23 protein-coding genes are annotated in these 25,062 nt (G+C 74.0%); 17 read left to right on the top strand and 6 right to left on the bottom strand.

Features of this window, described 5'->3' with window-relative positions:
* Positions 1-5: 5 nt before the first annotated feature.
* Positions 6-515, bottom strand: coding sequence for an OsmC family protein (locus Cph01nite_RS06000; protein WP_203672265.1), 510 nt, complete (start codon positions 513-515; stop codon positions 6-8).
* A 100-nt stretch (positions 516-615) separates the two neighbouring features.
* Here Cph01nite_RS06000 and uvrC point away from each other — a divergent pair, with 100 nt between their 5' ends.
* From uvrC to Cph01nite_RS05955, 9 genes are all read left to right on the top strand, one after another.
* Positions 616-2,649, top strand: a complete 2,034-nt coding sequence (gene uvrC / locus Cph01nite_RS05995) for an excinuclease ABC subunit UvrC (RefSeq protein ID WP_203672262.1) — start codon at positions 616-618, stop codon at positions 2,647-2,649.
* Complete coding sequence (rapZ, locus tag Cph01nite_RS05990; protein WP_203672245.1) at positions 2,646-3,587, top strand: RNase adapter RapZ; 942 nt, start codon at positions 2,646-2,648, stop codon at positions 3,585-3,587. Before uvrC ends, rapZ begins: the two co-directional genes overlap by 4 nt.
* A gap of 11 nt (positions 3,588-3,598) precedes the next feature.
* On the top strand, positions 3,599-4,603 hold the full coding sequence (locus tag Cph01nite_RS05985; RefSeq protein WP_203672238.1) for a gluconeogenesis factor YvcK family protein: 1,005 nt from the start codon (positions 3,599-3,601) through the stop codon (positions 4,601-4,603).
* 51 nt (positions 4,604-4,654) lie between these two features.
* On the top strand, positions 4,655-5,635 hold the full coding sequence (gene whiA, locus Cph01nite_RS05980; protein WP_203672228.1) for a DNA-binding protein WhiA: 981 nt from the start codon (positions 4,655-4,657) through the stop codon (positions 5,633-5,635).
* A gap of 259 nt (positions 5,636-5,894) precedes the next feature.
* A complete protein-coding gene (gene gap, locus Cph01nite_RS05975; RefSeq protein ID WP_203672221.1) occupies positions 5,895-6,899 on the top strand; it encodes a type I glyceraldehyde-3-phosphate dehydrogenase in 1,005 nt (334 codons plus the stop codon).
* Between the two features lie 167 nt (positions 6,900-7,066).
* Complete coding sequence (locus Cph01nite_RS05970; protein ID WP_203672207.1) at positions 7,067-8,266, top strand: phosphoglycerate kinase; 1,200 nt, start codon at positions 7,067-7,069, stop codon at positions 8,264-8,266.
* A 3-nt stretch (positions 8,267-8,269) separates the two neighbouring features.
* On the top strand, positions 8,270-9,064 hold the full coding sequence (gene tpiA / locus Cph01nite_RS05965; RefSeq protein WP_203672205.1) for a triose-phosphate isomerase: 795 nt from the start codon (positions 8,270-8,272) through the stop codon (positions 9,062-9,064).
* 237 nt (positions 9,065-9,301) lie between these two features.
* The gene (gene secG, locus Cph01nite_RS05960; RefSeq protein ID WP_203672203.1) at positions 9,302-9,547 is read left to right on the top strand and encodes a preprotein translocase subunit SecG; all 246 of its coding nucleotides are present in this window, start codon (positions 9,302-9,304) and stop codon (positions 9,545-9,547) included.
* A 12-nt stretch (positions 9,548-9,559) separates the two neighbouring features.
* Positions 9,560-9,907, top strand: a complete 348-nt coding sequence (locus tag Cph01nite_RS05955; protein WP_203672201.1) for an RNA polymerase-binding protein RbpA — start codon at positions 9,560-9,562, stop codon at positions 9,905-9,907.
* A 67-nt stretch (positions 9,908-9,974) separates the two neighbouring features.
* Here Cph01nite_RS05955 and pgl read toward each other — a convergent pair whose 3' ends face one another.
* From pgl to tkt, 5 genes are all read right to left on the bottom strand, one after another.
* Entirely contained in the window at positions 9,975-11,462 is a 1,488-nt protein-coding gene (pgl, locus tag Cph01nite_RS19315; RefSeq protein WP_203672199.1) for a 6-phosphogluconolactonase, read from the bottom strand.
* Between the two features lie 75 nt (positions 11,463-11,537).
* Positions 11,538-12,455 (bottom strand): glucose-6-phosphate dehydrogenase assembly protein OpcA, encoded by a 918-nt coding sequence (locus Cph01nite_RS05945; protein WP_203672191.1) that lies wholly within the window; start codon positions 12,453-12,455, stop codon positions 11,538-11,540.
* Positions 12,452-13,993 carry a glucose-6-phosphate dehydrogenase gene (zwf, locus tag Cph01nite_RS05940; RefSeq protein WP_203672189.1) on the bottom strand — a complete coding sequence of 514 codons (1,542 nt, stop codon included), beginning with the start codon at positions 13,991-13,993 and terminating at the stop codon, positions 12,452-12,454. Before zwf ends, Cph01nite_RS05945 begins: the two co-directional genes overlap by 4 nt.
* Complete coding sequence (gene tal / locus Cph01nite_RS05935) at positions 13,990-15,123, bottom strand: transaldolase (RefSeq protein WP_203672187.1); 1,134 nt, start codon at positions 15,121-15,123, stop codon at positions 13,990-13,992. Before tal ends, zwf begins: the two co-directional genes overlap by 4 nt.
* Positions 15,124-15,205: 82 nt before the next feature.
* Complete coding sequence (gene tkt / locus Cph01nite_RS05930; protein WP_203672185.1) at positions 15,206-17,374, bottom strand: transketolase; 2,169 nt, start codon at positions 17,372-17,374, stop codon at positions 15,206-15,208.
* A gap of 541 nt (positions 17,375-17,915) precedes the next feature.
* On the opposite strand from tkt, the gene Cph01nite_RS05925 reads away from it, so the two are divergent.
* From Cph01nite_RS05925 to cmk, 8 genes are all read left to right on the top strand, one after another.
* The gene (locus Cph01nite_RS05925; protein WP_373307548.1) at positions 17,916-18,824 is read left to right on the top strand and encodes a heme o synthase; all 909 of its coding nucleotides are present in this window, start codon (positions 17,916-17,918) and stop codon (positions 18,822-18,824) included.
* Positions 18,825-18,834: 10 nt separating this feature from the next.
* Positions 18,835-19,767: a site-specific tyrosine recombinase XerD gene (locus Cph01nite_RS05920; RefSeq protein ID WP_203672183.1), complete on the top strand. Its 933-nt coding sequence runs from the start codon at positions 18,835-18,837 to the stop codon at positions 19,765-19,767.
* 109 nt (positions 19,768-19,876) lie between these two features.
* Positions 19,877-20,740: a ParA family protein gene (locus tag Cph01nite_RS05915; protein WP_203672182.1), complete on the top strand. Its 864-nt coding sequence runs from the start codon at positions 19,877-19,879 to the stop codon at positions 20,738-20,740.
* Positions 20,724-21,692, top strand: coding sequence for a segregation and condensation protein A (locus tag Cph01nite_RS05910; RefSeq protein ID WP_203672173.1), 969 nt, complete (start codon positions 20,724-20,726; stop codon positions 21,690-21,692). Before Cph01nite_RS05915 ends, Cph01nite_RS05910 begins: the two co-directional genes overlap by 17 nt.
* Complete coding sequence (scpB, locus tag Cph01nite_RS05905; RefSeq protein WP_203672171.1) at positions 21,689-22,363, top strand: SMC-Scp complex subunit ScpB; 675 nt, start codon at positions 21,689-21,691, stop codon at positions 22,361-22,363. The genes Cph01nite_RS05910 and scpB overlap by 4 nt, the downstream gene beginning before the upstream one ends.
* The gene (locus Cph01nite_RS05900; protein ID WP_239069069.1) at positions 22,360-23,235 is read left to right on the top strand and encodes a pseudouridine synthase; all 876 of its coding nucleotides are present in this window, start codon (positions 22,360-22,362) and stop codon (positions 23,233-23,235) included. Before scpB ends, Cph01nite_RS05900 begins: the two co-directional genes overlap by 4 nt.
* The gene (locus Cph01nite_RS05895) at positions 23,232-24,341 is read left to right on the top strand and encodes a prephenate dehydrogenase (RefSeq protein WP_203672168.1); all 1,110 of its coding nucleotides are present in this window, start codon (positions 23,232-23,234) and stop codon (positions 24,339-24,341) included. The genes Cph01nite_RS05900 and Cph01nite_RS05895 overlap by 4 nt, the downstream gene beginning before the upstream one ends.
* Positions 24,338-25,039 carry a (d)CMP kinase gene (cmk, locus tag Cph01nite_RS05890; protein WP_203672164.1) on the top strand — a complete coding sequence of 234 codons (702 nt, stop codon included), beginning with the start codon at positions 24,338-24,340 and terminating at the stop codon, positions 25,037-25,039. Before Cph01nite_RS05895 ends, cmk begins: the two co-directional genes overlap by 4 nt.
* The last annotated feature ends 23 nt before the right edge of the window (positions 25,040-25,062 follow it).

Raw genomic sequence — 25,062 nt, 5'->3', positions numbered from 1 at the left:
GCCGGTCAGACCGAGGAGGGCTCGTGCACCAGCGGCCCCGCCTCGTGGCGGACCGGGAAGTTCACGGACCGGGCGATGAAGCAGTGCTCCTGCGCGCTGTGGTGGATCCCTGCGAGCAGCTCGTCGTCGACGACCGTGCCGTCGTCCAACGTCGCGTTGCGCACGGTGACGCGGGGACGCAGCACGACCTCCGTGAACTGACCGTGGCCGGCCGCCTCGATGCGCATGGTGCCCGAGGCGGAGTCCGTGTAGCCGACGACCACGACGCCGGCGGTCGCCGCGAGGTGCAGGAACCACAGCATGTGGCACTGCGAGAGCGCCCCGACGAGAAGGTCCTCGGGGGACCACCGTGCGGGATCGCCGCGGAATCCGGGGTCGGAGGTCCCCAGCAGCGCCGGGCGCGCGCCCGACGTCAGGGTGTGGTCGCGTCCGTACGAGGTGTACGTGGCCGTCCCGGCGTCACGGGCGCCGGTCCACGTCAGGTCGACCGAGAACTGGTGCAGGAGCTGTCCCATGACCCGACCCTAGTGGCGCGCGTCACACCCGCGCGCCCGGGCTCGGCCGAGGCGGGTCGACGGCGCGGCGCTGTCGGCCCCCGGACCTAGGCTCGGGCGCATGGCCGACCCCGCGACCTACCGACCCGCCCCCGGGGAGATCCCGGACGCCCCGGGCGTCTACCGCTTCCGGGACGAGCACGGCCGCGTCGTCTACGTCGGCAAGGCCAAGAGCCTGCGCAGCCGCCTCAACAGCTACTTCCAGGACCTCGCGGGCCTGCACCCCCGCACGCAGCAGATGGTGACGACCGCCGCCTCGGTCCAGTGGACGGTCGTCGGGACCGAGGTCGAGGCCCTCGCGCTCGAGTACTCCTGGATCAAGGAGTTCGACCCCCGCTTCAACGTCAAGTACCGCGACGACAAGTCCTACCCGTACCTCGCGGTCACGATGGCCGACGAGGTGCCACGCGTCCAGGTGATGCGGGGCGCGAAGCGCCGCGGCACCCGCTACTTCGGTCCGTACGCGCACGCCTGGGCGATCCGCGAGACGGTCGACCTGCTGCTGCGCGTCTTCCCGGTCCGCACGTGCTCCGCCGGCGTCTTCCAGCGCGCGCGCCAGCAGGGACGCCCGTGCCTGCTGGGGTACATCGACAAGTGCGCGGCGCCCTGCGTGGGGCGGATCGGCGTCGACGAGCACCACCAGCTCGCCCAGGACTTCTGCGACTTCATGGCCGGTGACACCGCCCGCTTCACCCGGCGTCTCACGCGGGCGATGAAGGACGCAGCGTCCGAGCTCGACTACGAGCGCGCCGCGCGGCTGCGGGACGACATCGCGACGCTCGAGAAGGCCACCGAGAAGAACGCGGTCGTGCTGTCCGACGGCACCGACGCCGACGTCTTCGCGATGGCCGGCGACGAGCTGGAGGCCGCGGTCCAGGTGTTCCACGTGCGCGACGGGCGGATCCGCGGGCAGCGCGGCTGGGTGGTCGAGAAGGTCGAGGACCTCGACGACGGTGCGCTCGTGGAGCACCTGCTGCAGCAGGTGTACGGCAGCGAGGACCCCGAGTCGGCGACCGCCGCGGTGCCGCGGGAGGTCCTGGTCCCGGTGCTCCCCACGGACGTCGAGCAGGTGCAGACCTGGCTGACGGGCCTGCGGGGGAGCAAGGTGCAGGTGCGCGTCCCCCAGCGCGGGGACAAGCGCGAGCTGGCCGCGACCGTGCGGCGCAACGCCGAGCACGCCCTCGCGCTGCACCGCACGCGCCGCGCAGGTGACCTCACGTCCCGCAGCATGGCACTGCGCGAGATCCAGGAGGCGCTGGACCTGCCGTCCGCCCCGTTGCGGATCGAGTGCTACGACGTGTCGCACAACCAGGGCACCTACCAGTCCGCGTCGATGGTCGTCTTCGAGGACGGCCTGGCGCGCAAGAACGAGTACCGCCTCTTCACGGTCCGCGGCCCGCAGGGGCAGGGTGCGCGCGACGACACCGCGGCCATGCACGAGGTGATCACGCGGCGCTTCCGGCGCTACCTGGCGGACCGCGCGGACGCGCGCGACCTGGAGCTGGGGGACGGCGAGGAGGACGACGCACCGCGCAGCGGCCCCGTCGACGAGCGCACGGGCCGGCCGACGAGGTTCGCCTACCCGCCGAACCTCGTCGTCGTCGACGGCGGGCCGCCGCAGGTCGCCGCCGCCGCGGCCGCGCTGGCCGAGCTCGGGATCGACGACGTGGCGCTGTGCGGACTGGCCAAGCGGCTCGAGGAGGTGTGGCTGCCGGGGGAGGACTACCCCGTGATCCTGCGGCGGGCCTCGGAGGGTCTGTACCTGCTGCAGCGCGTGCGTGACGAGGCGCACCGGTTCGCCATCACGGCCCACCGCAAGCGGCGCAGCAAGGGCATGACGGTGTCGGTGCTCGACGACGTCCCCGGTCTCGGCCCGGCCCGCCGGGCGGCGCTGCTGCGGCACTTCGGCTCCGTCAAGCGGCTGCGGGCCGCGTCCGCGGAGGAGATCGCCACCGTGCCCGGCATGGGGGCGCGGACGGCCGAGGCCGTGGTCGCCGCGCTCGCCGGCACGGTCGGTCAGAACGCGGCGGGAGCCGACGCCACCGGCGGGTCCGGCGGGTCGCCCGCGGGCGAGCCTGGCATCCTGGAGGCATGAGCGAGCCCTCGCCGATCACGGTGCCCTCGGGCATCCCCGCCCTCGAGGCGGCCGCCGAGTCGCCCGTGCTCGAGCAGCCGCAGGTCCTGGTCATCACCGGCATGTCGGGGGCGGGGCGCACCCGCACGGCTGCCGTGCTGGAGGACCTGGGCTGGTACGTCGTCGACAACCTGCCGGCGCAGATGCTCACGCACCTGGTCGGCATGCTCACCAGCGGGCCCGTCGGCACCGGCGCGCGGCGCCTCGCCGCGGTGATCGACGTGCGCGGGCGGGAGTACTTCGCCGCGCTCACCGGGGTGCTGGACCACCTGCAGGGCGCCGGCGTCGAGCTGCGGCTGCTGTTCCTCGACTCCTCCGACGAGGTCCTGGTGCGACGGTTCGAGCAGGTGCGCCGCCCGCACCCCCTGCAGGGCGACGGTCGCATCCTCGACGGCATCGCGCACGAGCGTGCGCTCCTGTCGGACCTGCGCGAGCGGGCCGACACGGTCATCGACACCTCCGACCTCAACGTGCACGACCTGGCGCGCGTCGTGCGCGCCGGCGTCGCGGGCCCCGGCGACGACGTGCTGCACCTGTCCGTCCTGTCGTTCGGGTTCAAGTACGGCATCCCGCTGGACGCCGACCACGTCGTCGACGTGCGGTTCCTGGCCAACCCGTACTGGATCACCGAGCTGCGGCACCTGTCGGGCCGCGACGCACCCGTCCGGGACTACGTGCTCGGCCTGCCGGGGGCGACGACGTTCGTCGAGCGGTACGTCGACGCGCTCGAGCCCGTGCTCGCGGGCTACCTGCACGAGGAGAAGCGGTACGCCACGATCGCCGTGGGCTGCACGGGGGGCAAGCACCGCTCCGTGGCGATCAGCGAGGCGGTGGGCGCACGGCTGCGCGAGCGCGGCCACCGGGTGCAGGTGACGGCGCGGGACCTGGGCAAGGAGTGAGCGCGTCGCCGGTGAGCCGGTTCGGTGACCCGACGCGGCCGGCGGTCGTCGCGCTCGGCGGGGGCCACGGCCTGTCGGCGTCCCTGTCGGCGCTGCGGCTGATGACGGACCGGATCACCGCCGTGGTGACGGTCGCGGACGACGGCGGGTCGTCGGGCCGGCTCCGCGACGAGATGGGCGTGCTGCCGCCCGGCGACCTGCGGATGGCGCTGTCCGCCCTGTGCGACGACTCGGAGTGGGGTCGCACGTGGCGCGACCTGCTGCAGCACCGCTTCGCCACCGCAGGGCCGCTCGACCAGCACTCGGTGGGGAACCTCCTGATCGTCGCGCTCTGGGAGCTGCTGGGCGACACCGTCGAGGGCCTGGACCTCGTGGGTCGGCTCCTGGGCGCACGCGGGCGCGTGCTGCCCATGGCGTCCGTGCCGCTGCGCATCGAGGCGGACGTGCGCACGGCCGACGGGCAGCGGCAGGTGGTGCGCGGCCAGACGCAGGTCGCCGTGACCGAGCACCGGATCGAGCAGCTGCGCATCCACCCGGTCGACCCGCCCGCCTGCGCCGAGGCCGTGGCGGCGGTGCGCGAGGCCGACTGGGTCGTCCTGGGGCCCGGGTCCTGGTACTCGTCCGTCCTGCCGCACCTGCTGGTCCCGCAGCTGCGCGCGGCCCTGCTGGAGACGACGGCGCGCATCGTGGTCGTCCTCAACCTGAGCCCCGACGACGAGACGGCCGGCATGCGCACCGTCGACCACCTGGCGGTGCTGCGTGCGCACGCACCCCGGCTGCCCGTGCACGCCGTGGTCGCGGACCCGCTGACGCTCGACGACGTGGGGGAGCTGTCGGAGCTGTGCGCGGCGATGGGCAGCCGGCTCCTGGTCCGCCAGGTGCGCCGCGGCGACCAGAGTGCGGTGCACGACCCCCTGCGCCTCGCGGCCGCGCTGCGCGACGTGGTCGAGGACTACCTCGGGGACGTCGGGACCCGCGCCGGGCGCGCGACCGGCAGCGGTGACACCCAGGAGTGACGGGTCACAGGACGGTCACGACCACCCGGGTGGCAGTGGCAGGATGACGCCATGGCGCTGACGGCACAGGTGAAGGACGAGCTCGCCCGGCTGAAGGTGGACAGGACCTCCTGCCGCAAGGCGGAGATCTCGGCGACCCTGCGGTTCGCCGGCGGGCTGCACATCATCTCCGGGCGCATCGTCATCGAGGCGGAGCTGGACACCGGGATCGCCGCACGGCGCCTGCGGCAGGCGATCGCCGAGGTGTACGGGCACGAGAGCGACATCATCGTGGTGTCCGCCGGTGGTCTGCGCCGCGGGAGCCGCTACGTCGTGCGCGTGGTGAAGGACGGTGAGTCCCTGGCACGCCAGACGGGCCTGCTGGACAACCGCGGCCGTCCGGTGCGGGGCCTGCCGCCGCAGGTGGTGTCCGCGGGCATCGGCGAGGCGGAGGCCGCCTGGCGCGGCGCGTTCCTCGCGCACGGCTCGCTGACCGAGCCCGGCCGGTCGTCGTCGCTCGAGGTGACGTGCCCCGGCCCGGAGGCGGCGCTCGCGCTGGTCGGCGCCGCGCGACGGCTCGGCGTGGCCGCCAAGGCGCGGGACGTGCGCGGCGTGGACCGCGTCGTGATCCGCGACGGTGACGCGATCGGGGTCATGCTCACGCGTCTGGGGGCGCACGACGCGATGCTCGTGTGGGAGGAGCGACGGGTGCGCCGCGAGGTGCGCGGGACCGCCAACCGTCTGGCCAACTTCGACGACGCGAACCTGCGGCGCTCGGCGCGCGCGGCCGTCGCCGCCGGCGCCCGCGTCGACCGGGCGTTCGAGATCCTCGGCGACGACCTGCCCGAGCACCTGCGGCAGGCCGGCGAGCTGCGGCTCGCGCACAAGGAGGCGTCGCTCGAGGAGCTGGGCAAGCTGGCGGACCCGCCGCTGACCAAGGACGCCGTCGCCGGTCGCATCCGCCGGCTCCTGGCGACGGCCGACCGGCGGGCGGCCGAGCTCGGGATCCCGGACACCGAGGCCGGCCTGAGCCCGGACCTGCTCGACCTGTGAGACGTCGCCACCCGCGACGCGGGGTGGCGAGCGGGCCGGATGGTCCAGCATGCGAACGGCCCAGGAGGGTGGACCTTCGTCTTGGACGGTCCCCGCGCCTCGGGGTATAGGCTCGGGTCATCCGATCGCAACGAGGACGCAACGCGCTGGGCACGACCCGGCCGGTCGTGGTCAGTGGCGGTCGGGACGCACAGCGGCGTGCGTGACCGAACACCAACTGTGTGCGCCGGCTTTGAACGGCGCGTGCCGAGGAGGGCAAGTGACCATCAAGGTCGGCATCAACGGCTTCGGCCGCATCGGGCGGAACTTCTACCGCGCCATCCTGGCCTCGGGGGCCGACATCGAGATCGTCGGTGTCAACGACCTGACGGACAACAAGACCCTGGCCCACCTGCTGAAGTACGACACGGTCCTGGGCGTCTTCCCCCAGAGCGTGGACTACGACGACGAGAACATCATCGTCGACGGCAAGCCGATCCGGGCACTCGCCGAGCGGAACCCGGCGGACCTGCCCTGGGCAGCGCTGGGCGCGGACATCGTCATCGAGTCCACGGGCTTCTTCACGGACGCGACCAAGGCGAAGGCGCACATCGACGCCGGCGCCAAGAAGGTCATCATCTCGGCCCCGGCCAAGAACGAGGACGGCACGTTCGTCGTCGGCGTGAACCACACCGACTACGACCCGGCCACGCAGCACATCATCTCGAACGCGTCGTGCACGACGAACTGCCTCGCCCCCGTGGCCAAGGCGCTCAACGACGCGATCGGCATCGAGCGCGGTCTCATGACCACGATCCACGCGTACACCGGTGACCAGAACCTGCAGGACGGTCCCCACAAGGACCTGCGTCGCGCCCGCGCGGCCGCGCAGAACATCGTCCCGACCACGACGGGTGCGGCCAAGGCCGTGGCGCTCGTGCTGCCCGAGCTCAAGGGCAAGCTGGACGGCTTCGCGCTGCGCGTGCCGACGATCACCGGCTCGGCCACCGACCTGACCTTCACCGCCTCGCGCGAGGTCACGGTCGAGGAGGTCAACGCCGCGGTCAAGGCGGCCGCCGAGGGCTCGCTCAAGGGCACGCTGGAGTACACCGAGGACGAGATCGTGTCCTCGGACATCGTCACCAACCCGCACCAGAGCATCTTCGACGCGAAGCTCACCAAGGTGAGCGGTGACCTGGTCAAGATCATCGCCTGGTACGACAACGAGTGGGGCTACAGCTCCAGCCTCGTCAAGCTCACGGAGTACGTGGGCGCGCGTCTCTGACGTCGAGCCGTCCACCCATGCGTCCGCGTGCGCCGAGGCCGTCGGCCCGGCGCACGCGGACGCCGGCATGTCAGGGGCGTGACGCCCCACCCGCACGGCCCCGGCGGCGCGCCGGGGAGGGACCCCCGCACGTCGGCCCGCGGCCGGCGGCAGCCTGGTAGGAGACCATGAAGACCATCGACGACCTCGGCGACCTGCGCGGCAAGCGCGTCCTCGTCCGATCCGACTTCAACGTGCCGCTCGACGGCACCACCATCACCGACGACGGCCGGATCCGTGCCGCGCTGCCGACGCTCCAGGCGCTGCTGGCCCGGGGTGCGCGCGTCGTCGTGGTCGCCCACCTCGGCCGCCCGAAGGGTGCGCCGGAGGCGAAGTACTCCCTCGCCCCGGTCGCGGCCCGCCTCGGCGAGCTGCTGGGCCAGGACGTCGCGCTGGCCGACGACCTCGTCGGCGACTCGGCCAAGGCGACCGTGGCCGCTCTCGAGGACGGGCAGATCGCCCTCCTGGAGAACGTCCGGTTCGACGCGCGGGAGACGTCCAAGGACGAGGCCGAGCGCGGTGCCCTCGCCGACGAGCTCGCGGCCCTGGTCGACGCCTACGTGTCCGACGGCTTCGGCGTGGTGCACCGCAAGCAGGCGTCGGTGTACGACGTCGCGCAGCGCGTGCCGCACGCCGTGGGCCAGCTCGTGCTCAAGGAGGTCGAGTCGCTGCGCAAGGCGACGGACGACCCTGCGCGCCCCTACGTCGTGGTCCTGGGCGGGTCCAAGGTCTCCGACAAGCTGGGCGTCATCGAGAATCTGCTCAGCAAGGCGGACCGGCTGCTCATCGGCGGCGGCATGCTGTTCACGTTCCTCGCGGCGCAGGGCCACGCGGTCGGCAAGAGCCTGCTCGAGCAGGACCAGATCGAGACGGTCAAGGGCTACCTCGCCCTCGCGCAGGAGAAGGGCGTCGAGATCGTCCTGCCCGTCGACGTCGTCGTCGCGCCGCAGTTCGCGGCCGACGCACCCGCCACGGTCGTCGGGATCGACGCGATCCCGGCCGACGAGATGGGCCTGGACATCGGCCCGCGCAGCGCCGAGCTGTTCGCCTCGAAGATCGTCGACGCCAAGACCGTGGTGTGGAACGGCCCGGCCGGCGTGTTCGAGTTCGAGGCGTTCGCGAACGGCACCCGTGCCGTCGCGCAGGCACTGGTCGACGCGGGCACCCGCGGCGGGTTCACGATCGTCGGCGGCGGCGACTCGGCGGCTGCCGTGCGCACGCTCGGCTTCGACGAGGCCGGCTTCGGCCACATCTCCACGGGCGGCGGCGCGTCCCTGGAGTTCCTCGAGGGCAAGACCCTCCCCGGCATCGCCGTCCTGGAGGACTGACGCATGGCAGGCACCCGTACCCCGCTGATGGCGGGCAACTGGAAGATGAACCTGGACCACCACCAGGCCACCCACACTGTGCAGAAGCTGGCGTGGACCCTCAAGGACGCCAAGCACGACTACGCGGCCGTCGAGGTCGCCGTGCTGCCGCCGTTCACCGACCTGCGCAGCGTGCAGACGCTCGTGGACGCGGACAAGCTGGAGATCGTCTACGGCGCGCAGGACGTCTCGGCGCACGAGTCCGGGGCCTACACCGGGGAGATCTCCCCGCTGTTCCTCGCGAAGCTGGGCGTCACGTACGTCGCGGTCGGCCACTCCGAGCGCCGGCAGCTCCACCACGAGGACGACGCGCTCGTCAACGCCAAGGTGAGGTCGGCCCTGTCCGCCGGGCTGGTCCCGATCCTGTGCGTGGGCGAGCCGCTCGAGGTGCGCAAGGCGGGCGAGCACGTGCCCCACACGCTCGCGCAGCTCGACGGCGCGCTCGAGGGCCTCAGCGCGGCGCAGGTCGCCGGCCTCGTGGTCGCCTATGAGCCCGTCTGGGCCATCGGCACCGGTGAGACGGCGACGCCCGAGGACGCCCAGGAGCTGTGCGAGGCGATCCGCGTGCGGATCGCCGAGCTCTACGACCAGCTGACGGCCGACGCCGTGCGCGTGCTGTACGGCGGTTCGGTGAAGTCGTCGAACGTCGCGTCGATCATGGCCAAGCCGGACGTGGACGGCGCCCTCGTCGGCGGTGCGAGCCTCGACCCCGAGGAGTTCGCGAAGATCGCGCGGTACCAGGCGCACACCGTCGCCTGAGCCCGTCGCCGGGATCGGCCGCCGCCCCGCGGCCGGCCGGTCCCGGCGCCGGTCGTCCCACGGGTGGCGCGGTGGTGGAACGCACCGCCCCGCGTCGCCTACCCTGTACCGCGGTCACCACGTCGACGCACCCTGCCGACGACGACCGCCTGGCACCACCGGCACCACACGCTCCGCCGCCGATCGTGGCCCGGCGCACCGCTGCACCGAACCGCCCGAGTGAGGAATCCCACCGACGTGACTGGCCTTCGTATCACCCTCCAGGTGCTGCTGGTTCTCATGAGCCTGCTGCTCGTCCCGCTGGTGCTGCTGCACAAGGGCAAGGGCGGCGGCCTGTCGGACATGTTCGGCGGTGGCATCACGGCCGGCGCCGGCTCGTCCGGGGTCGCCGAGCGCAACCTCAACCGGATCACGGTCGCGGTCGCCCTGCTGTGGACGGTCATGATCGTCCTGCTCGGCCTCATCGAGAAGTTCTCGGAGTAAGGGGACCTGGCCATGGCGAGCGGGAGTGCGATCAGGGGGTCGCGCGTGGGGGCCGGCCCGATGGGCGAGGCCGAACGCGGCGACGCGGCTCCGCGCGTGTGGATCTCCTACTGGTGCGCGAACGGCCACGAGACGCGGCCCAGCTTCGCGGAGGAGGCCGCCGAGGAGGCACCTGCCACGTGGGACTGCCCGCGCTGCGGCTTCCCCGCCGGGCAGGACCCCGAGTCCCCGCCGGCGCCCGTGCGGAACGAGCCGTACAAGACCCACCTCGCGTACGTGAAGGAGCGGCGCAGCGAGGAGGACGGCGCCGCGATCCTCGACGAGGCGCTCGCCGCGCTGCGGGCACGACGGGGTCGCTGAGACCTCCCGCGTCCGCGACCTGTGCCGGGGCAGCCCGGCCGCGCGTGCGCGAGGCGGTGCGTCCGCGTCAGTGCACGAGGAGCAGCGCGAACCCGTCGTAGCCCTTCTCGCCGACGGTCTGCACGACCGTCCCGGTGACACGGCCCTCCTGCGCGGCGCGGGTGAGGAACGTGCGCACGCCCTGGACACGGTCGTCCGGGTGGTCGGGGTCGATGACGCCCCCGGCCCGCACGACGTTGTCGACCACGACGAGGGTGCCGGGCCGGGACAGCGCGAGGGCGCCGTCCATGTAGTCGGCGAGCCGCTGCTTGTCGGCGTCGACGAAGACGAGGTCGAAGGGCTCGGTGCCGGCGGCGGTCAGCGCGGCGAGGGAGTCGAGCGCCGGCCCCACCACGACGTCCACCCGGTCCGCCAGCCCGGCCTCGGCGAGCGAGCGCCGGGCGGTGTGCGCGTGCGTCTCGTCGATCTCGAGCGTCACGACCCGTCCGCCGCCGCGCACCGCCTGCGCCAGCCACCACGTGCTGTAGCCGCCGAGGGTGCCGATCTCCAGCACGCGCCGCGCGCCGACGGCGCGGGCGAGGACGTCGAGCAGCCGTCCCTGAGCCGCGCTCACCGCGATGTCGGGCAGGCCGGCCGCGGCGGCCGCGCGCCGCACGTCCGCGGCGGGTGCGGGCTCGTCGACGAGGGGCCCGACGTACGCGTCGACCGCTGCCCACGTCGCCTCCGCCGCGGACGTCGTCGGTCGCCGCCCGGGCGCCGGCTCGGCCGCGGCGGACCCCGGAGCCGCGGTGTCGGTGCCCGGCAGCGCGGCGGCGGCCGCCACGTCGAGCAGCCACAGGGTGCGGTCGGTCCCGTGGGCCCCGGCGGCCGGGGTCGCGCGGACGTCGTCGCCCGCCAGCGCGCGCGCCACGGCCGGGGCCTTCTCGGCCCCGGCGGCGACGACCCACACCTCGCGGGCCGACTGCACCAGCGGGAACGTCAGCGACACCCGCTCCGACGGCGGCTTGGGGGAGTCGTGCTCGGCCACCACCAGAGCGTGAGCCTCGAACAGCGCCGGGCGGCCGGGGAACAGCGACGCGACGTGCCCGTCCGGCCCCATGCCCAGCAGCAGCACGTCGAACCGGGGCGCGAGGGCGTCGCCGGTCGCGTGCGCCCGCAGCTCGGCGGCGTACCGGCGGGCAGCGGTCTCGCCGTCGGGCACGTCGGCGCCCGGCCCGGGAACGGGATGGACGTTGCGGTGGGGGAGCGCAGGTCCCAGCGCGGTGAGCAGCGCGTCGCGCGCCTGCGTCTCGTTGCGGTCGGGGTCCCCGTCGGGCAGGAAGCGCTCGTCGCCCCACCACAGGTGCACGCCCGACCAGTCCACCGCGTCCCGGACAGGGGACGCGGCGACGGCCCGCAGGGCCGCGATGCCGACGGTGCCGCCGGTGAGCACGACGTGCACGGGGGACCGGTGCGACTGCAGGTCGACGATCCGCGTCAGCAGGCGTGCCGCCGTCGCGGCGGCGAGCACGTCGGCGTCGGGGTGGACGAGGACCTCGGGCGGGGCGGGGCTCATGCGTCTCCTCCGGAGCCCGGCGCCGCCGGGCCGTCGTCGCGGGGTCGGGCGCACCGGCGGCGCCCCCGACCGGGGTCAGGCGTCGATGCGGGCCAGGCCCTTCTGCAGGACCTCGCCGTAGATCTCGTCGGCGTCCAGGCGGCGCAGCTCCTCCACGAGGCACTCGCGCAGCTGGCGGATCGGCAGGGAGATGCGGTGCTCCGGCTGGTCGGGCTGGCGGAGCGCCGCGGTCTTGCCGTCGGGCCGGTCGAGGACGATGTCGCCCGACGTCCGCACGAGCCGCACCTGCGTGATCGCCGGTGCGCCCGGGACGCGCTCGATGTCCACGGGGCACCGCAGCGACTGGGCGAGCCAGGCGGCCATGAGGTCGACGGAGGGGTGCGTGCTCTCCCCGATGACGACGGCACGGTGCACCGGCTCGAAGGGCGGCTGGTCGAGGGTCGCGGCGATGAGGCCGCGCCACAGCGTCGCACGCGTCCACGCCAGGTCGGTGTCGCCGTCGGCGTAGACCCCGGCGAGGTTGCGCAGCGCACGGGTGGGACGCGAGCAGGTCGTCGTGTCGGTGATGCGACGCTGCGCCATGCGTCCGAGCGGGTGCTCGGCGGGGTTCGCCGGCACGTCGTACGGCCACCAGACGACGATCGGGGCGTCGGGCAGCAGCAACGGCATGACCAGCGTGTCGACGTGCCGGGTGACACCTCCGGAGATCCGCAGCACGACGACCTCGCTGGCGCCGGCGTCGCCGCCGAGGCGGATCTGGGCGTCCAGGGCGGAGTCCTGGTCGCCCGTGCGCTCGGTGATGACGATGATCCGGCACGGGTGCTCGCGGCTGGCCGCGTTCGCCGCCTCGATGGCGTCCTCGGGGTCGTGGGCGTCGGCGTCGATGATGAGGGTCAGGACGCGTCCGAGCGCGACCGCGCCGCCCTCCTCGCGCTCCTTGAGCAGCCGGCGGTTGATGTCCCGGGTGCTGGTGTCCGGCATGTCGATGATCACGGCAGCCTCCAGGCGCGTCCGTCGCGGGCCATCATCTCGTCGGCGGACGCCGGGCCCCAGGTCCCGGCGCGGTACTCGTCGGGCTTGCCCTTGGAGGCCCAGTACGCGGTGACCGGGTCGAGGATCTTCCAGGAGAGCTCGACCTCCTCGTGCTGCGGGAACAGCGGCGGGTCGCCGAGCAGGACGTCGAGGATGAGGCGCTCGTACGCCTCGGGCGAGGACTCCGTGAACGAGTGCCCGTACCCGAAGTCCATCGTGACGTCGCGGACCTCCATCGCGGTGCCGGGCACCTTGGCGCCGAAGCGCAGCGTCACGCCCTCGTCGGGCTGCACGCGGATGACCAGGGCGTTCTTGCCGAGCTCGGTGGCCGCGGTCGCCTCGAACGGCAGGTGCGGCGCCTTCTTGAACACCACGGCGATCTCGGTGACGCGCCGGCCGAGCCGCTTGCCGGTCCGCAGGTAGAACGGCACGCCCGCCCAGCGGCGGGTGTCGATGTCGACGCGGATCGCGGCATACGTCTCGGTGGTGGACTCGGGGTTGAAGCCCTCCTCGTCCGCGTAGCCCACGACCTTCTCGCCGCCCTGCCAGCCGGCGGTGTACTGCCCGCGGGCGGTGTGGCGACCGAGGTCGCGCGGCAGCCGCAGCGCGGAGAGCACCTTGGTCTTCTCGGCGCGCAGGGAGGCCGCGTCGAACGAGACCGGCTCCTCCATCGCGGTGAGGGCCAGCAGCTGCAGCAGGTGGTTCTGGATGACGTCGCGAGCGGCACCGATGCCGTCGTAGTACCCCGCACGCCCGCCGATCCCGATGTCCTCGGCCATCGTGATCTGCACGTGGTCCACGTGGTTGCCGTTCCAGATCGGCTCGAACAGCTGGTTCGCGAAGCGCAGCGCCAGCAGGTTCTGGACCGTCTCCTTGCCCAGGTAGTGGTCGATGCGGAAGATGTCGTCGGGGCGGAAGACCTGGGACACGATGTCGTTGAGCTCGCGGGCCGACTCCAGGTCGTGCCCGAAGGGCTTCTCGATGACGACGCGTCGCCAGGTGCCCTCCTGCGGCTGCGAGAGCCCGGAGCGCGCGAGCTGCTCGCAGACCACGGGGAACGACGAGGGCGGGACCGACAGGTAGAACGCGTGGTTCCCCCCGGTCCCGCGAGTGACGTCGAGCTCCTCGACGGTCGTGCGCAGCTGGTCGAAGGCGGCGGCGTCGTCGAACGTGCCCTGGACGAACCGGATGCCCTCGGACAGCTGGCGCCAGGTGGCCTCGCGGAAGGGCGTGCGGGCGTACTGCTTCACGGAGTCGTGGACGACCTGCTCGAAGTCCTGGGTCTCCCAGTCGCGGCGGGCGAACCCGGTGAGCGCGAAGCCGGGGGGCAGCAGCCCACGGTTGGTGAGGTCGTACACCGCCGGCATGAGCTTCTTGCGCGCGAGGTCGCCGGTCACGCCGAAGATGACCAGGCCGCAGGGTCCGGCGATCCGCGGGAGGCGGCGGTCCCGGGCGTCGCGCAGCGGGTTGTGGTCCGGCCCGACCTTCGCCGGGCTCACCTGCCGGCCTCTGCGGGCCCGGCGACGCGCGCGAGACCCGCCTCGACGGTGCCGAGCAGCTCGGCCCACGACGCCTCGAACTTCTGCAGGCCCTCGACCTCGAGCTGCTCCGTGACCTCGTCGACCGAGATGCCGAGCGCCTCGATGCGGTCCAGCAGCGCCGCCGAGGCGTCCTGCGTGCCGGTGACGGTGTCGCCGCGCACGTCGCCGTGGTCGGCGACCGCGTCGAGGGTCTTCTCCGGCATCGTGTTGACGGTGCCGGCCACGACCAAGTCGTCGACGTACCGCGTGTCGGGGTACGCCGGGTCCTTCACGCCCGTGGACGCCCACAGCGGGCGCTGGGGGCGTGCGCCGGCGGCGGCGAGGGCCTGCCAGCGCTCCCCGGCGACCACGTCCTGGTACACGCCCCACGCGAGCCGTGCGTTCGCGATGGCCGCGGTGCCGCGCAGCGCGGCCGCCTCGTCGGAGCCGAGGGCGTCGAGCCGCGGGTCGATCGCGGCGTCGACGCGCGAGACGAAGAAGGACGCGACCGAGCCGATGGGGGCCAGGTCGATCCCGGCGGCGTGCGCCTGCTCCAGGCCGTCGACGAACGCGTCGAGCACCGCGCGGTAGCGCTGCAGCGAGAAGATCAGCGTGACGTTGACGCTGATGCCCTGCGCCAGCGCGGCGGTGATCGCCGGCAGGCCCTCGACGGTCGCCGGGATCTTGATGTACAGGTTCGGCCGCCCGATCTGCGACCACAGCGTCTGTGCGGACGCGATCGTGGCCGCGGTGTCGCGGGCGAGCCGCGGGTCGACCTCGATCGACACCCGGCCGTCGACGCCGCCGGTCGCCTCGTGCACGGGCCGCAGGACGTCGCACGCGTCGCGCACGTCGTCCGTCGTGATGCGCGTGACGGCCTCCTCGACGGCGACGCCGTCGGCCGCGAGCGTGCGCAGCTGCTCGTCGTAGGCGTCGCCGGTCGCCAGCGCGGAGGCGAAGATCGTCGGGTTCGTCGTCACGCCGACCACGCCGCGCGCGACGAGGTCGGCCAGCCCGCCGGAGGCGATCCGCTGCCGGGACAGGTCGTCGAGCCAGACGGCGACGCCGGCGTCCCGCAGCGCGTGCAGGGGGGTGGTGCTGGAGGTCATGGTCGTTCCCCTTCGTCCACGAGGTGGATCGGTCCTGCACGTGGCGGGGCCGGCGGCGTGCCGGCCCCGCCACGGTCGTGCGTCAGGCGGGCAGGTCGCCCGTCCCCGACTCCGTCGGGGTGCCGGGGGTGCCGGACGGGTCGTGCGCCCCACGCGCCGCCGCGACCGACTCGTGCGCCGCGGCCACGACGGCCTCGGCGGTGATCCCGAACTCCCGGTACAGCGTCGCGGCGTCGGCCGAGGCGCCGTAGTGCTCGATCGACACCGAGCGACCCGCGTCACCGACGATCTTGTGCCACGACAGCGCGATGCCGGCCTCGACCGACACGCGAGCGCGCACCGACGAGGGCAGCACCGACTCGCGGTACTCCTCGTCCTGCTCGGCGAACCACTCGAGGCACGGGGCGGACACGACCCGGGTGGCGATCCCCGCGGCCTCGAGCGTCGTGCGCGCCTCGACCGCGAGCTGGACCTCCGAGCCGGTGCCGATGAGCACGACGTCCGGCGTGCCGCCCGTCGCCTCGAGCAGCACGTACGCGCCGCGGGCCAGGCCCTCGGTGGTGGCGAAGCCCTCCTCGCCGCGCGGGAACGTCGGGACGTTCTGCCGGGTCAGCACGAGCGCGACGGGACCGTCGGTGCGCTCGAGCGTGGCCCGCCAGGCCGCGGCGGTCTCGTTGGCGTCGGCGGGCCGGACGACGGCCAGGCCCGGGATCGCCCGCACGGCGGTGAGGTGCTCGATCGGCTGGTGCGTCGGGCCGTCCTCGCCCAGGCCGATCGAGTCGTGGGTCCACACGTACGTGACGTTGACGCCCATGAGCGCCGCGAGACGCACGGCGCCGCGCATGTAGTCCGAGAACGTGAAGAACGTGCCGCCGTAGGGCCGGGTCAGGCCGTGCAGCCGGATGCCCGACAGGATCGCGCCCATCGCGTGCTCGCGGATGCCGAAGTGCAGCGTGCGGCCGTACTGGTCGCCGGCGAACTCGTGCGACGAGCGGTGCGCCGGCAGGAAGGACGGCTCACCCTTCATCGTCGTGTTGTTCGACCCGGCGAGGTCCGCCGACCCGCCCCACAGCTCCGGCAGGACCGGGGCCAGCGCGGACAGGACCTCGCCGGACGCGGCGCGCGTCGCGACGGACTTGCCTGCGGGGAACGTCGGCAGGGCGTCCGTCCAGCCCTCGGGCAGGGTGTCCGTGCGCAGCCGGTCGAGCAGCGCCTTGCGGTCGGGGTTCGCCGCGGCCCACGCGTCGAACGACTCCTGCCAGATGGCGCGTGCGGTGGCCGCGCGGTCGGCGAGGGACCGTGTGTGGGCGATGACCTCGGGCGCCACCTCGAAGGTCCGCTCGGGGTCGAAGCCGAGGATCTCCTTGAGGCCCCGGATGGCGTCCGTGCCCAGCTTGGAGCCGTGCGACGAGTGGTCGTCGGTCTTGCCGGGCGTGGGCCACGCGATGAGCGTGCGCAGGCCGATGAACGAGGGCTTGTCGGTGACGGCCTTCGCGGCCTCGATCGCGGCGTGCAGCGCGTCGACGTCCTCGCGGTACTCACCGCCGACGGTCCAGTCGACGTACTGCACGTGCCAGCCGTAGGACTCGTAGCGCGCCAGGACGTCCTCGGTGAACGCGATCTGCGTGTCGCCCTCGATCGAGATGTGGTTGTCGTCCCACAGCACGACGAGGTTCCCGAGCTCCTGGGTGCCGGCGATCGAGGAGGCCTCGCTCGTCACGCCCTCCTGCAGGTCGCCGTCGGAGGCGATGACGTAGACGTGGTGGTCGAACGGGCTGGTGCCGGGCGCGGCCTCGGGGTCGAGCAGGCCGCGCTCGCGCCGCGCCGCCATCGCGAAGCCGACGGCCGAGGCCAGGCCCTGCCCGAGCGGGCCGGTGGTGATCTCCACCCCGGCGGTGTGCCGGAACTCGGGGTGCCCGGGCGTCTTGGAGCCCCAGGTGCGCAGCGCCTCGATGTCCTCGAGCTCGAGGCCGAAGCCTGCGAGGTACAGCTGGATGTACTGGGTGAGGCTGGAGTGCCCCGCCGACAGCACGAACCGGTCGCGGCCGAGCCAGTGCGGGTCGGTCGGGTCGTGCCGCATGACGGTCTGGTACAGCAGGTAGGCGGCGGGAGCGAGGCTGATCGCCGTCCCGGGGTGCCCGTTGCCGACCTTCTCGACCGCGTCCGCCGCGAGCACGCGGGTGGTGTCCACCGCCCGCAGGTCCAGGTCTGACCAGCCGACGTTCGTGGCCAGGGGAGCCTTCGCGTTCACCGCACCTCATTCCCGTCCCGCACGCGCGGGGCGTCGTTCCGAGCGTCTCCGGGCAGCGGCCGCGGGGGAGCGGTGCGTCCGGCTGGGGCCCCGTCGCATCGTCGGACGGGGATGTCTGCTGACGGCGAGCCTATAGCGCACCGCAGGCGTCCCGCTCACGCGGTCCACGGTGGTGGCAATCGCTTGCCATGACGTCCGGGGCGCTACGGGGGCCGGTGCGACCTGCGGGTGCGACCCATCTCACTGCCCGGGCCGCGGTCCTGCCCGGGGCGGCACCCGCCGTCCGGGCGGCAGGGTGCGTACCATGTCAGGCGGGACCTCGGTCCCACCCGCCGGTGGCCGTGAGGCGCCGAGGGGTCCCGTCCGCCCTCCCGAACGGATACCGAAGCGCGTGCGCCTGTCCACCCCCGCGTCCGTCGACGCGACCAGCCCCGGTGCCGCGGTCGGTGCGGCAGGAGCGGCGCAGCGCGACGAGGTGCAGCAGGGACGAGCCGTCGACGCGCCGGACGCGCCGCGGGAGGCCGGGGCGCACGACACCGACCTGCGCCCGGCCGGGGGACGGTCGGGCGTGCTCGGCACGGTCGCGGCCTACGTCGCGCTCACCAAGCCGCGCGTGATCGAGCTGCTGCTCATCACGACGATCCCGACGATGTTCCTCGCCGCACGCGGGATGCCGTCGCTCGGGCTCGTCGCCGCCACCCTCCTCGGGGGCGCCGGTGCCGCGGGGGCCGCGAACACGCTGAACCAGTACCTCGAGCACGACATCGACGCGGTGATGAACCGCACGCGGCGCCGGCCGATCGTCACCGGACGCATCACGCCGCGCGCGGCGCTGGTCTTCGGGCTGGTGCTGGGCGCGGCCTCGCTCACGTGGATGTGGTTCGTGGTGAACCCGGCCTCGGCGATGTGGACGGCCTCGGCGATCCTCATCTACGTCGTCGGCTACACGATGATCCTCAAGCGGCGCACGCCGCAGAACATCGTGTGGGGCGGGGCGGCCGGGTGCATGCCCGTGGTCATCGGGTGGTCCGCCGTGACCGGTGGGATCTCGTGGGAGGCCGTGCTGCTCTTCGGCGTCGTCTTCTTCTGGACCCCGCCGCACTACTGGCCGCTGTCGATGAAGTTCCGCCGGGACTACGCGGCCGCCGGGGTGCCGATGCTGCCCGTCGTGGCCGCCGACACCAAGGTCGCGCGCGAGATGATCGCCTACACCCTCGCGATGATCGCGTGCTCGCTGCTGCTCGTGCCCGTCGGCGGCATGACGTGGGTGTACGCCGTGGTCGCCGCGGCGCTGGGCGTGTGGTTCCTGTGGCTGTGCGTGGCGCTGCTGCGCCGCGCGCGCGACCCCCGGCACCCGCCGCTGCGCGCGATGACGGTGTTCCACGGCTCGATCACGTACCTCACGCTGCTGTCCGTCGCCGTCGCGGTGGACGTGTTCCTCCCGCTGTGACGTCGCGGCCGTGGCCGACCGTCTGACCGCCGCCCTCGAGGGGTACCTCGCGCACCTCGCGGTCGAGCGCGGCCTCGCGGTGCACACGCTGGCGGCGTACCGGCGCGACCTGACGCGGTACGTCGATCACCTGCGCGCCTCGGGACGCACCGACCCCGCGCAGGTCACCGAGCGGGACGCGGAGGACTACGTGCTCGTCCTGCGCACCGGGTCGGACGGGCGCGCCGTGCTCTCGCCCGCGTCCGCGGCCCGCAGCGTCGTCGCGCTGCGCGGGTGGCACCGGTTCCTGGCGCTCGACGGCCTCGCGCCGACCGACGCCGCAGCGGACGTGCGTCCGCCCGCGCAGCCCCGTCGCCTGCCCAAGGCCATCTCCGTCGAGGACGTCGGCCGCCTCCTCGACGCGGCGGGTGTCGGCGACGGCCCCGTGCCGCTGCGGGACCGCGCCCTGCTCGAGCTGGTGTACTCCACGGGCGCCAGGATCTCCGAGGCCGTCGGTCTGGACGTCGACGACCTCGACCTCGCCCCGGACCGTGCCGCCGTCCGCCTGCTGGGCAAGGGTGGCAAGGAGCGCGTGGTGCCCGTCGGGTCCTACGCGGCACGGGCCGTCGAGGCGTACCTCGTGCGCGGACGGCCCGTCCTGGCCGCGGCCGGGCGCGGCAACGCGGCGATCTTCCTCAACACCCGGGGGGCGCCCCTGAGCCGGCAGTCCGCGTGGGCGGTGCTGCGTGCGGCTGCCGAGCGCGCCGGCCTCGGGTCCGACCACGTGTCGCCGCACACCCTGCGGCACTCCTTCGCCACCCACCTGCTCGCCGGCGGGGCCGACGTGCGTGTCGTGCAGGAGCTGCTGGGCCACGCGTCGGTGACCACGACGCAGATCTACACGATGGTGACCCCGGACACGATGCGTGAGGTGTACGCGGCGAGCCACCCGCGTGCCCGATGACGCGGATCGCAGGCCGCCCGGTCTGTCGCACCCGGTGCACGGGTGGTGCTCGGGTAGGTTGTCCCGCGAGGTGGGCCCGGACGGGCGACGGGGAGCAGATGGTGAGCCGATGAGCCAGGACACGACCGAGCAGCCGCTCGACGCGGTGGGACGCCCGCTGCCCGCATTCCCCGTGCCCGCGCCCCTGGCGTCGCACGGGCCCGCGCGGGTCATCGCGATGTGCAACCAGAAGGGCGGCGTCGGCAAGACGACGACGACCATCAACCTCGCCGCGGCGCTGGCCGAGTACGGCCGCCGCGTGCTCATCGTCGACTTCGACCCGCAGGGTGCCGCGTCCGTGGGCCTGGGCATCAGCCCGCACGAGCTGGACCGCACGGTCTACAACCTGCTCATGGAGCGGGACGCGGACGTCCACGACGTCCTGCGCCACACCGCGGTGCCGAACCTGGACCTGCTGCCGGCCAACATCGACCTGTCCGCCGCCGAGGTCCAGCTCGTGGGGGAGGTCGCGCGCGAGTCCGTGCTCTCGCGCGCGCTGCGGCCCGTGATGGACGACTACGACGTCGTGTTCATCGACTGCCAGCCGTCGCTGGGTCTGCTGACCGTCAACGCGCTCACCGCGTCGCACGGGGTCCTCATCCCGCTGGAGTGCGAGTTCTTCGCGCTGCGCGGTGTCGCGCTGCTCATCGAGACCATCGAGAAGGTCCGCGACCGCCTCAACCCGCGCCTCGAGGTCGACGGCATCCTCGCGACCATGTACGACTCGCGCACCCTGCACGCCCGCGAGGTCGTCGCCCGGGTCAACGAGGCGTTCGGCGACACGCTGCTGCACACGGTGATCGGCCGGACGGTGAAGTTCCCCGACGCCACCGTCGCCGCGGAGCCGATCACCCAGTACGCCCCGACCCACGCCGGCGCCGAGGCCTACCGCCAGCTCGCCCGCGAGCTCGTGGCGCGTGGCGACGCCGCCTGACGGCGCGCCCGACGCGACGACGGGGCGGCAGGAGCCGGGGGACGGCGCACCGGGGGACGGCGCGGCGGGGGAGGGCGCCCCGGCAGGGTCCTCCGGCTTCGAGGTCCACCTCGACGTGTTCAGCGGCCCGTTCGACCTGCTGCTCGGCCTGATCGCCAAGCACAAGCTCGACATCACCGAGATCGCGCTGGCCCAGGTCACCGACGAGTTCATCGCGCACATCCGTGCCGGCGAGCGGGCGGCCGCCCTCGGCGGCAAGGACTGGGACCTGTCCCAGGCCAGCGAGTTCCTGCTCGTCGCCGCCACGCTCCTCGACCTCAAGGCCGCGCGCCTGCTGCCGTCGGCGCAGGTCGAGGACGCCGAGGACCTCGAGCTGCTCGAGGCCCGCGACCTGCTGTTCGCGCGGCTGCTGCAGTACCGCGCCTACAAGGTCGTCGCCGCGGACCTGGGCGCCCACCTCGACGCCGGCGCACGACGCCACGGCCGCGACGTCCAGCTCGAGCCGCACCTGGCGGCGCTGCTGCCCGAGCTCGTCTGGCAGATGGGACCGGAGCAGCTCGCGGTGCTCGCCGCGCGCGCCCTCGCGCCCAAGGCGCCACCACCCGGGGTCGACATCAGCCACCTGCACGCGCCCCTCGTCAGCGTCCGCGAGCAGGCCGCGGTGCTCGTCGACCGGTTGCGGCGGCAGGGGGCCACCACCTTCCGGGCGCTGACCGCCGACGCCGGGGAGCCGGTCGTCGTGGTCGTCCGGTTCCTCGCGCTGCTCGAGCTCTTCCGCGAGGGCGCCGTCTCCTTCGACCAGGTGGAGCCGCTCGGGGAGCTCACCGTGCGGTGGACCGGCAGCGACGACGGCGACGTCGCGGTGTCCGACGACTTCGACCTCGAGGACGGCCCTGCGCCGCCACCCGCCGAGCCCGAGGCGGCACGCCCCGACGAGGAGGCTGGACCATGACCGAGCACGTGACCCCCCACGGGCCGCACGACCCCCCGCACGCCACCGGGGCGCAGGAGGCCACCGACGTCGTCGAGGTCGACGTCGCAGCACTGCCCGGCGGCGCCCTCGCCGCGCTCGAGGCCGTCCTCATGGTGGTCGACGAGCCCGTCCCGGCCGTGCGGCTGGCCACCGCGCTGTCCCTGCCCACCGACCAGGTCGAGGACCTGCTCGCGCAGCTCGCCGCCGAGTACCGCGGCGAGCTCGGCGGCCGACCCCGCGGGTTCGAGCTGCGTCGGGCCGCGGACGGCTGGCGCATCTACTCGGCCGGCACGTACGGCGACGTCGTCGGACGCTTCGTCGTCGACGGCCAGACCCAGCGGCTCACCCAGGCCGCGCTCGAGACCCTCGCGGTCGTCGCCTACCGCCAGCCCGTCAGCCGCGGGCAGGTCTCGGCCGTCCGCGGCGTCAGCGTCGACGGCGTCATGCGCACCCTGTCGACCCGCGGCCTGGTCGCCGAGGTCGGCCATGACGCGGCCACTGGTGCGGTCCTCTACGGGACCACGGGATACTTCCTGGAGCGGATGGGACTGTCGAGCCTCGACGAGCTGCCCCCGCTGGCGCCCTACCTGCCGGACATCGAGTCGCTGGAGGGCATCGACACGTACCACGGACGAGAGGACCCACGATGAGCGGCACGGGAGCGCGGAGCCACCGAGGTGGCGGACGCGCGGAGGGTGCGGGCCGCCCGGGCGGCGGGACCGGTGGACGCGGCGGGCGCAACGCCGGGCGGCCACGGCGTCCCGCCCAGGTCGCCGAGCCGATCGACGTCCACGACCCCGAGGGCGTCCGCCTGCAGAAGGTGCTCGCCTCGGCAGGGCTGGGCTCGCGCCGCGCCTGCGAGGAGCTGATCGCCGCCGGTCGCGTCACCGTCGGCGGGCAGGTCGTCACCGAGCTCGGCGTGCGGGTCGACCCCACGACCGCCGTCATCCACCTCGACGGCATGCGCGTCCAGCTCGACTCCTCGATCATCACCCTCGCGCTGAACAAGCCGGTCGGTGTCGTGTCCACCATGCACGACCCCGACGGGCGGCCCTCGCTCGCGCAGTACGTCGCGAACCGCGAGGAGCGGCTGTTCCACGTCGGACGCCTCGACGCGGACTCCGAGGGGCTGCTGCTGCTCACCAACGACGGCGAGCTGGCCAACCGGCTCGCCCACCCCTCGCACGGGGTGCCCAAGACCTACCTCGTCGAGGTCGAGGGTCGCGTCCGCGAGGCGCTGGGGCAGCAGCTCAAGCACGGCATCGCGCTCGAGGACGGCACCGTGCAGGTCGACTCGTTCAAGATCGTCCAGGTCGCCAGCCACGCCAGCCTCGTCGAGGTCGTCCTGCACGAGGGTCGCAACCGCGTCGTCCGCCGCGTGTTCGACGAGGTCGGGCACCCCGTGGCGCGCCTCGTGCGCACCCGCATCGGCCCCATCCGCCTCGGTGACCTGCGGCCCGGTCGCACCCGCGTCCTGTCGAAGACGGAGGTCGGGTCGCTCATGACGGCGGTGGGCATGTGAACGTCGCGACCACCGGTCCGGTCCGCGTCGTCGGCACCGGCCTGCTCGGCGCGTCCCTCGGCCTGGCGCTGACCCGCCACGGCGTGCCCGTCCAGCTCCAGGACCCGTCGCGCACCGCGCTGGCGCTCGCCCGCGACGTCGGTGCCGGCGCACCCGCCGGCACCACCGCGGACCCGCCGGCGCTCGTCGTCGTCGCCGCACCCCCCGACGTGACCGCCGGTGCGGTCGCCGCCGCGCTCGCGGACCACCCCGACGCGGTCGTCACCGACGTCGCGAGCGTCAAGGGCCACGTGCTGGCCGAGCTCCGCGCGTGCGGCGCCGACCTGACCCGGTACGTCGGCTCGCACCCGATGGCAGGTCGCGAGCGCTCCGGGCCGTCGGCCGCGGTCCCCGACCTGTTCCTCGGGCGCCCGTGGGTCATCACGGACTCCGGCGCGTCCCGTGACGACGCGCTGCTGGCGGTGCGGCACCTGGCCGTCGACGTCGGCGCCGTGCCCGTCGTCATGGACGCCGACGAGCACGACGCCGCGGTCGCGGTGGTCTCGCACGTGCCGCAGCTCGCGTCGTCGCTGGTCGCCGCGCGCCTGCGGGGCGCGGACGACGCGACCCTGGCCCTCGCCGGCCAGGGGCTGCGTGACGTCACCCGGCTCGCCGCGTCGGACCCCGCGCTGTGGACGTCGATCCTCGCGGCCAACGCCGCAGCGGTCCGCGACGTGCTCGTCGCCCTGCGCACCGACCTCGACGTGGTCGTCGCCGCGCTCGACCAGGCGACCGAGGCGAACGGGCCCGAGGACGTGCAGCTCGGGGCCCTGGCCACGATCGCCCGCGCCCTCACCGACGGCGGCACCGGCGCCGCCCGCATCCCCGGCAAGCACGGCGGGGCACGCAAGCAGTACGCCGTGACCACCGTGCTCGTCCCGGACCAGCCGGGTGAGCTCGCACGGCTGCTCGGCGACGTCGGCGCCGCCGGCGTCAACCTGGAGGACCTGCAGCTCGAGCACGCGGCGGGACGCCCGGTCGGCATGGCGTCGATCGCCGTGCTCCCCGCCCGTGCCGAGCACCTGGAGACCGAGCTGACCGCTCGGGGTTGGAGGTTGGTGACGTGAGCACCGTCGTGGCGGTGGACGGACCGTCGGGGTCCGGCAAGTCGAGCGTGTCGCGCCAGGTCGCGCGACGACTCGGCCTGGCCTACCTCGACACGGGCGCGATGTACCGCGCCGCGACCTGGTGGTGCCTCGACCAGGGCGTCCCGCTGACCGACCACCGCGCGGTCGCCGACGCCGTGCGCGACCTGCCGCTGGCCATGGGCCTCGACCCCGAGGGGCCCACGGTCGTCGTCGACGGGCGCGACGTCGGCGTCGCCATCCGGACCACCGAGATCTCCTCGCACGTCAGCGCCGTGGCGACCAACCTGGACGCGCGCACCGAGCTCGGACGCCGCCAGCGTGCGGTCATCGACGCCGAACGCGACGGCGGGTGGTCCGACGGGCGGGGCGTGGTCGCCGAGGGACGCGACATCACCACCGTCGTCGCCCCCGACGCCGACGTCCGCGTGCTGCTGACCGCCTCGCAGGACGCACGCCTCGCCCGCCGGGCGCGCGAGCTGCACGGCACCGACGACGCCGCCGCGATCTCCGCGACCCACGACCAGGTGGTGCGCCGCGACGCCGACGACTCCACCGTCGTGCAGTTCCACGTCGCCGCGGACGGCGTCGTCACCGTGGACTCCTCCGAGCTCGACCTCGAGCAGACCGTCGACGCCGTCCTGCGGGTCGTCGAGCAGTCGGTCGGACGGCCCGCGTGACGCGACCCGCACCACGACCCGAG

Source organism: Cellulomonas phragmiteti (assembly GCF_016862775.1).
Taxonomy (GTDB): domain Bacteria; phylum Actinomycetota; class Actinomycetes; order Actinomycetales; family Cellulomonadaceae; genus Cellulomonas; species Cellulomonas phragmiteti.
The sequence above is the reverse complement of the archived record's forward strand: the minus strand, read 5'-3'. Positions and strand labels throughout refer to the sequence as shown.

Excerpts from the sequence above, each read along its gene's own strand:
- Cph01nite_RS05915 (WP_203672182.1), top strand. The coding sequence starts at position 19,877 with ATGAGCCAGGACACGACCGAGCAGCCGCTCGACGCGGTGGGACGCCCG.
- Cph01nite_RS05970 (WP_203672207.1), top strand. The coding sequence starts at position 7,067 with ATGAAGACCATCGACGACCTCGGCGACCTGCGCGGCAAGCGCGTCCTC.
- uvrC (WP_203672262.1), top strand. The coding sequence starts at position 616 with ATGGCCGACCCCGCGACCTACCGACCCGCCCCCGGGGAGATCCCGGAC.
- whiA (WP_203672228.1), top strand. The coding sequence starts at position 4,655 with ATGGCGCTGACGGCACAGGTGAAGGACGAGCTCGCCCGGCTGAAGGTG.
- Cph01nite_RS05900 (WP_239069069.1), top strand. The coding sequence starts at position 22,360 with ATGAGCGGCACGGGAGCGCGGAGCCACCGAGGTGGCGGACGCGCGGAG.
- scpB (WP_203672171.1), top strand. The coding sequence starts at position 21,689 with ATGACCGAGCACGTGACCCCCCACGGGCCGCACGACCCCCCGCACGCC.
- rapZ (WP_203672245.1), top strand. The coding sequence starts at position 2,646 with ATGAGCGAGCCCTCGCCGATCACGGTGCCCTCGGGCATCCCCGCCCTC.
- Cph01nite_RS06000 (WP_203672265.1), bottom strand. The coding sequence starts at position 515 with ATGGGACAGCTCCTGCACCAGTTCTCGGTCGACCTGACGTGGACCGGC.
- tal (WP_203672187.1), bottom strand. The coding sequence starts at position 15,123 with ATGACCTCCAGCACCACCCCCCTGCACGCGCTGCGGGACGCCGGCGTC.
- pgl (WP_203672199.1), bottom strand. The coding sequence starts at position 11,462 with ATGAGCCCCGCCCCGCCCGAGGTCCTCGTCCACCCCGACGCCGACGTG.
- Cph01nite_RS05955 (WP_203672201.1), top strand. The coding sequence starts at position 9,560 with ATGGCGAGCGGGAGTGCGATCAGGGGGTCGCGCGTGGGGGCCGGCCCG.
- tpiA (WP_203672205.1), top strand. The coding sequence starts at position 8,270 with ATGGCAGGCACCCGTACCCCGCTGATGGCGGGCAACTGGAAGATGAAC.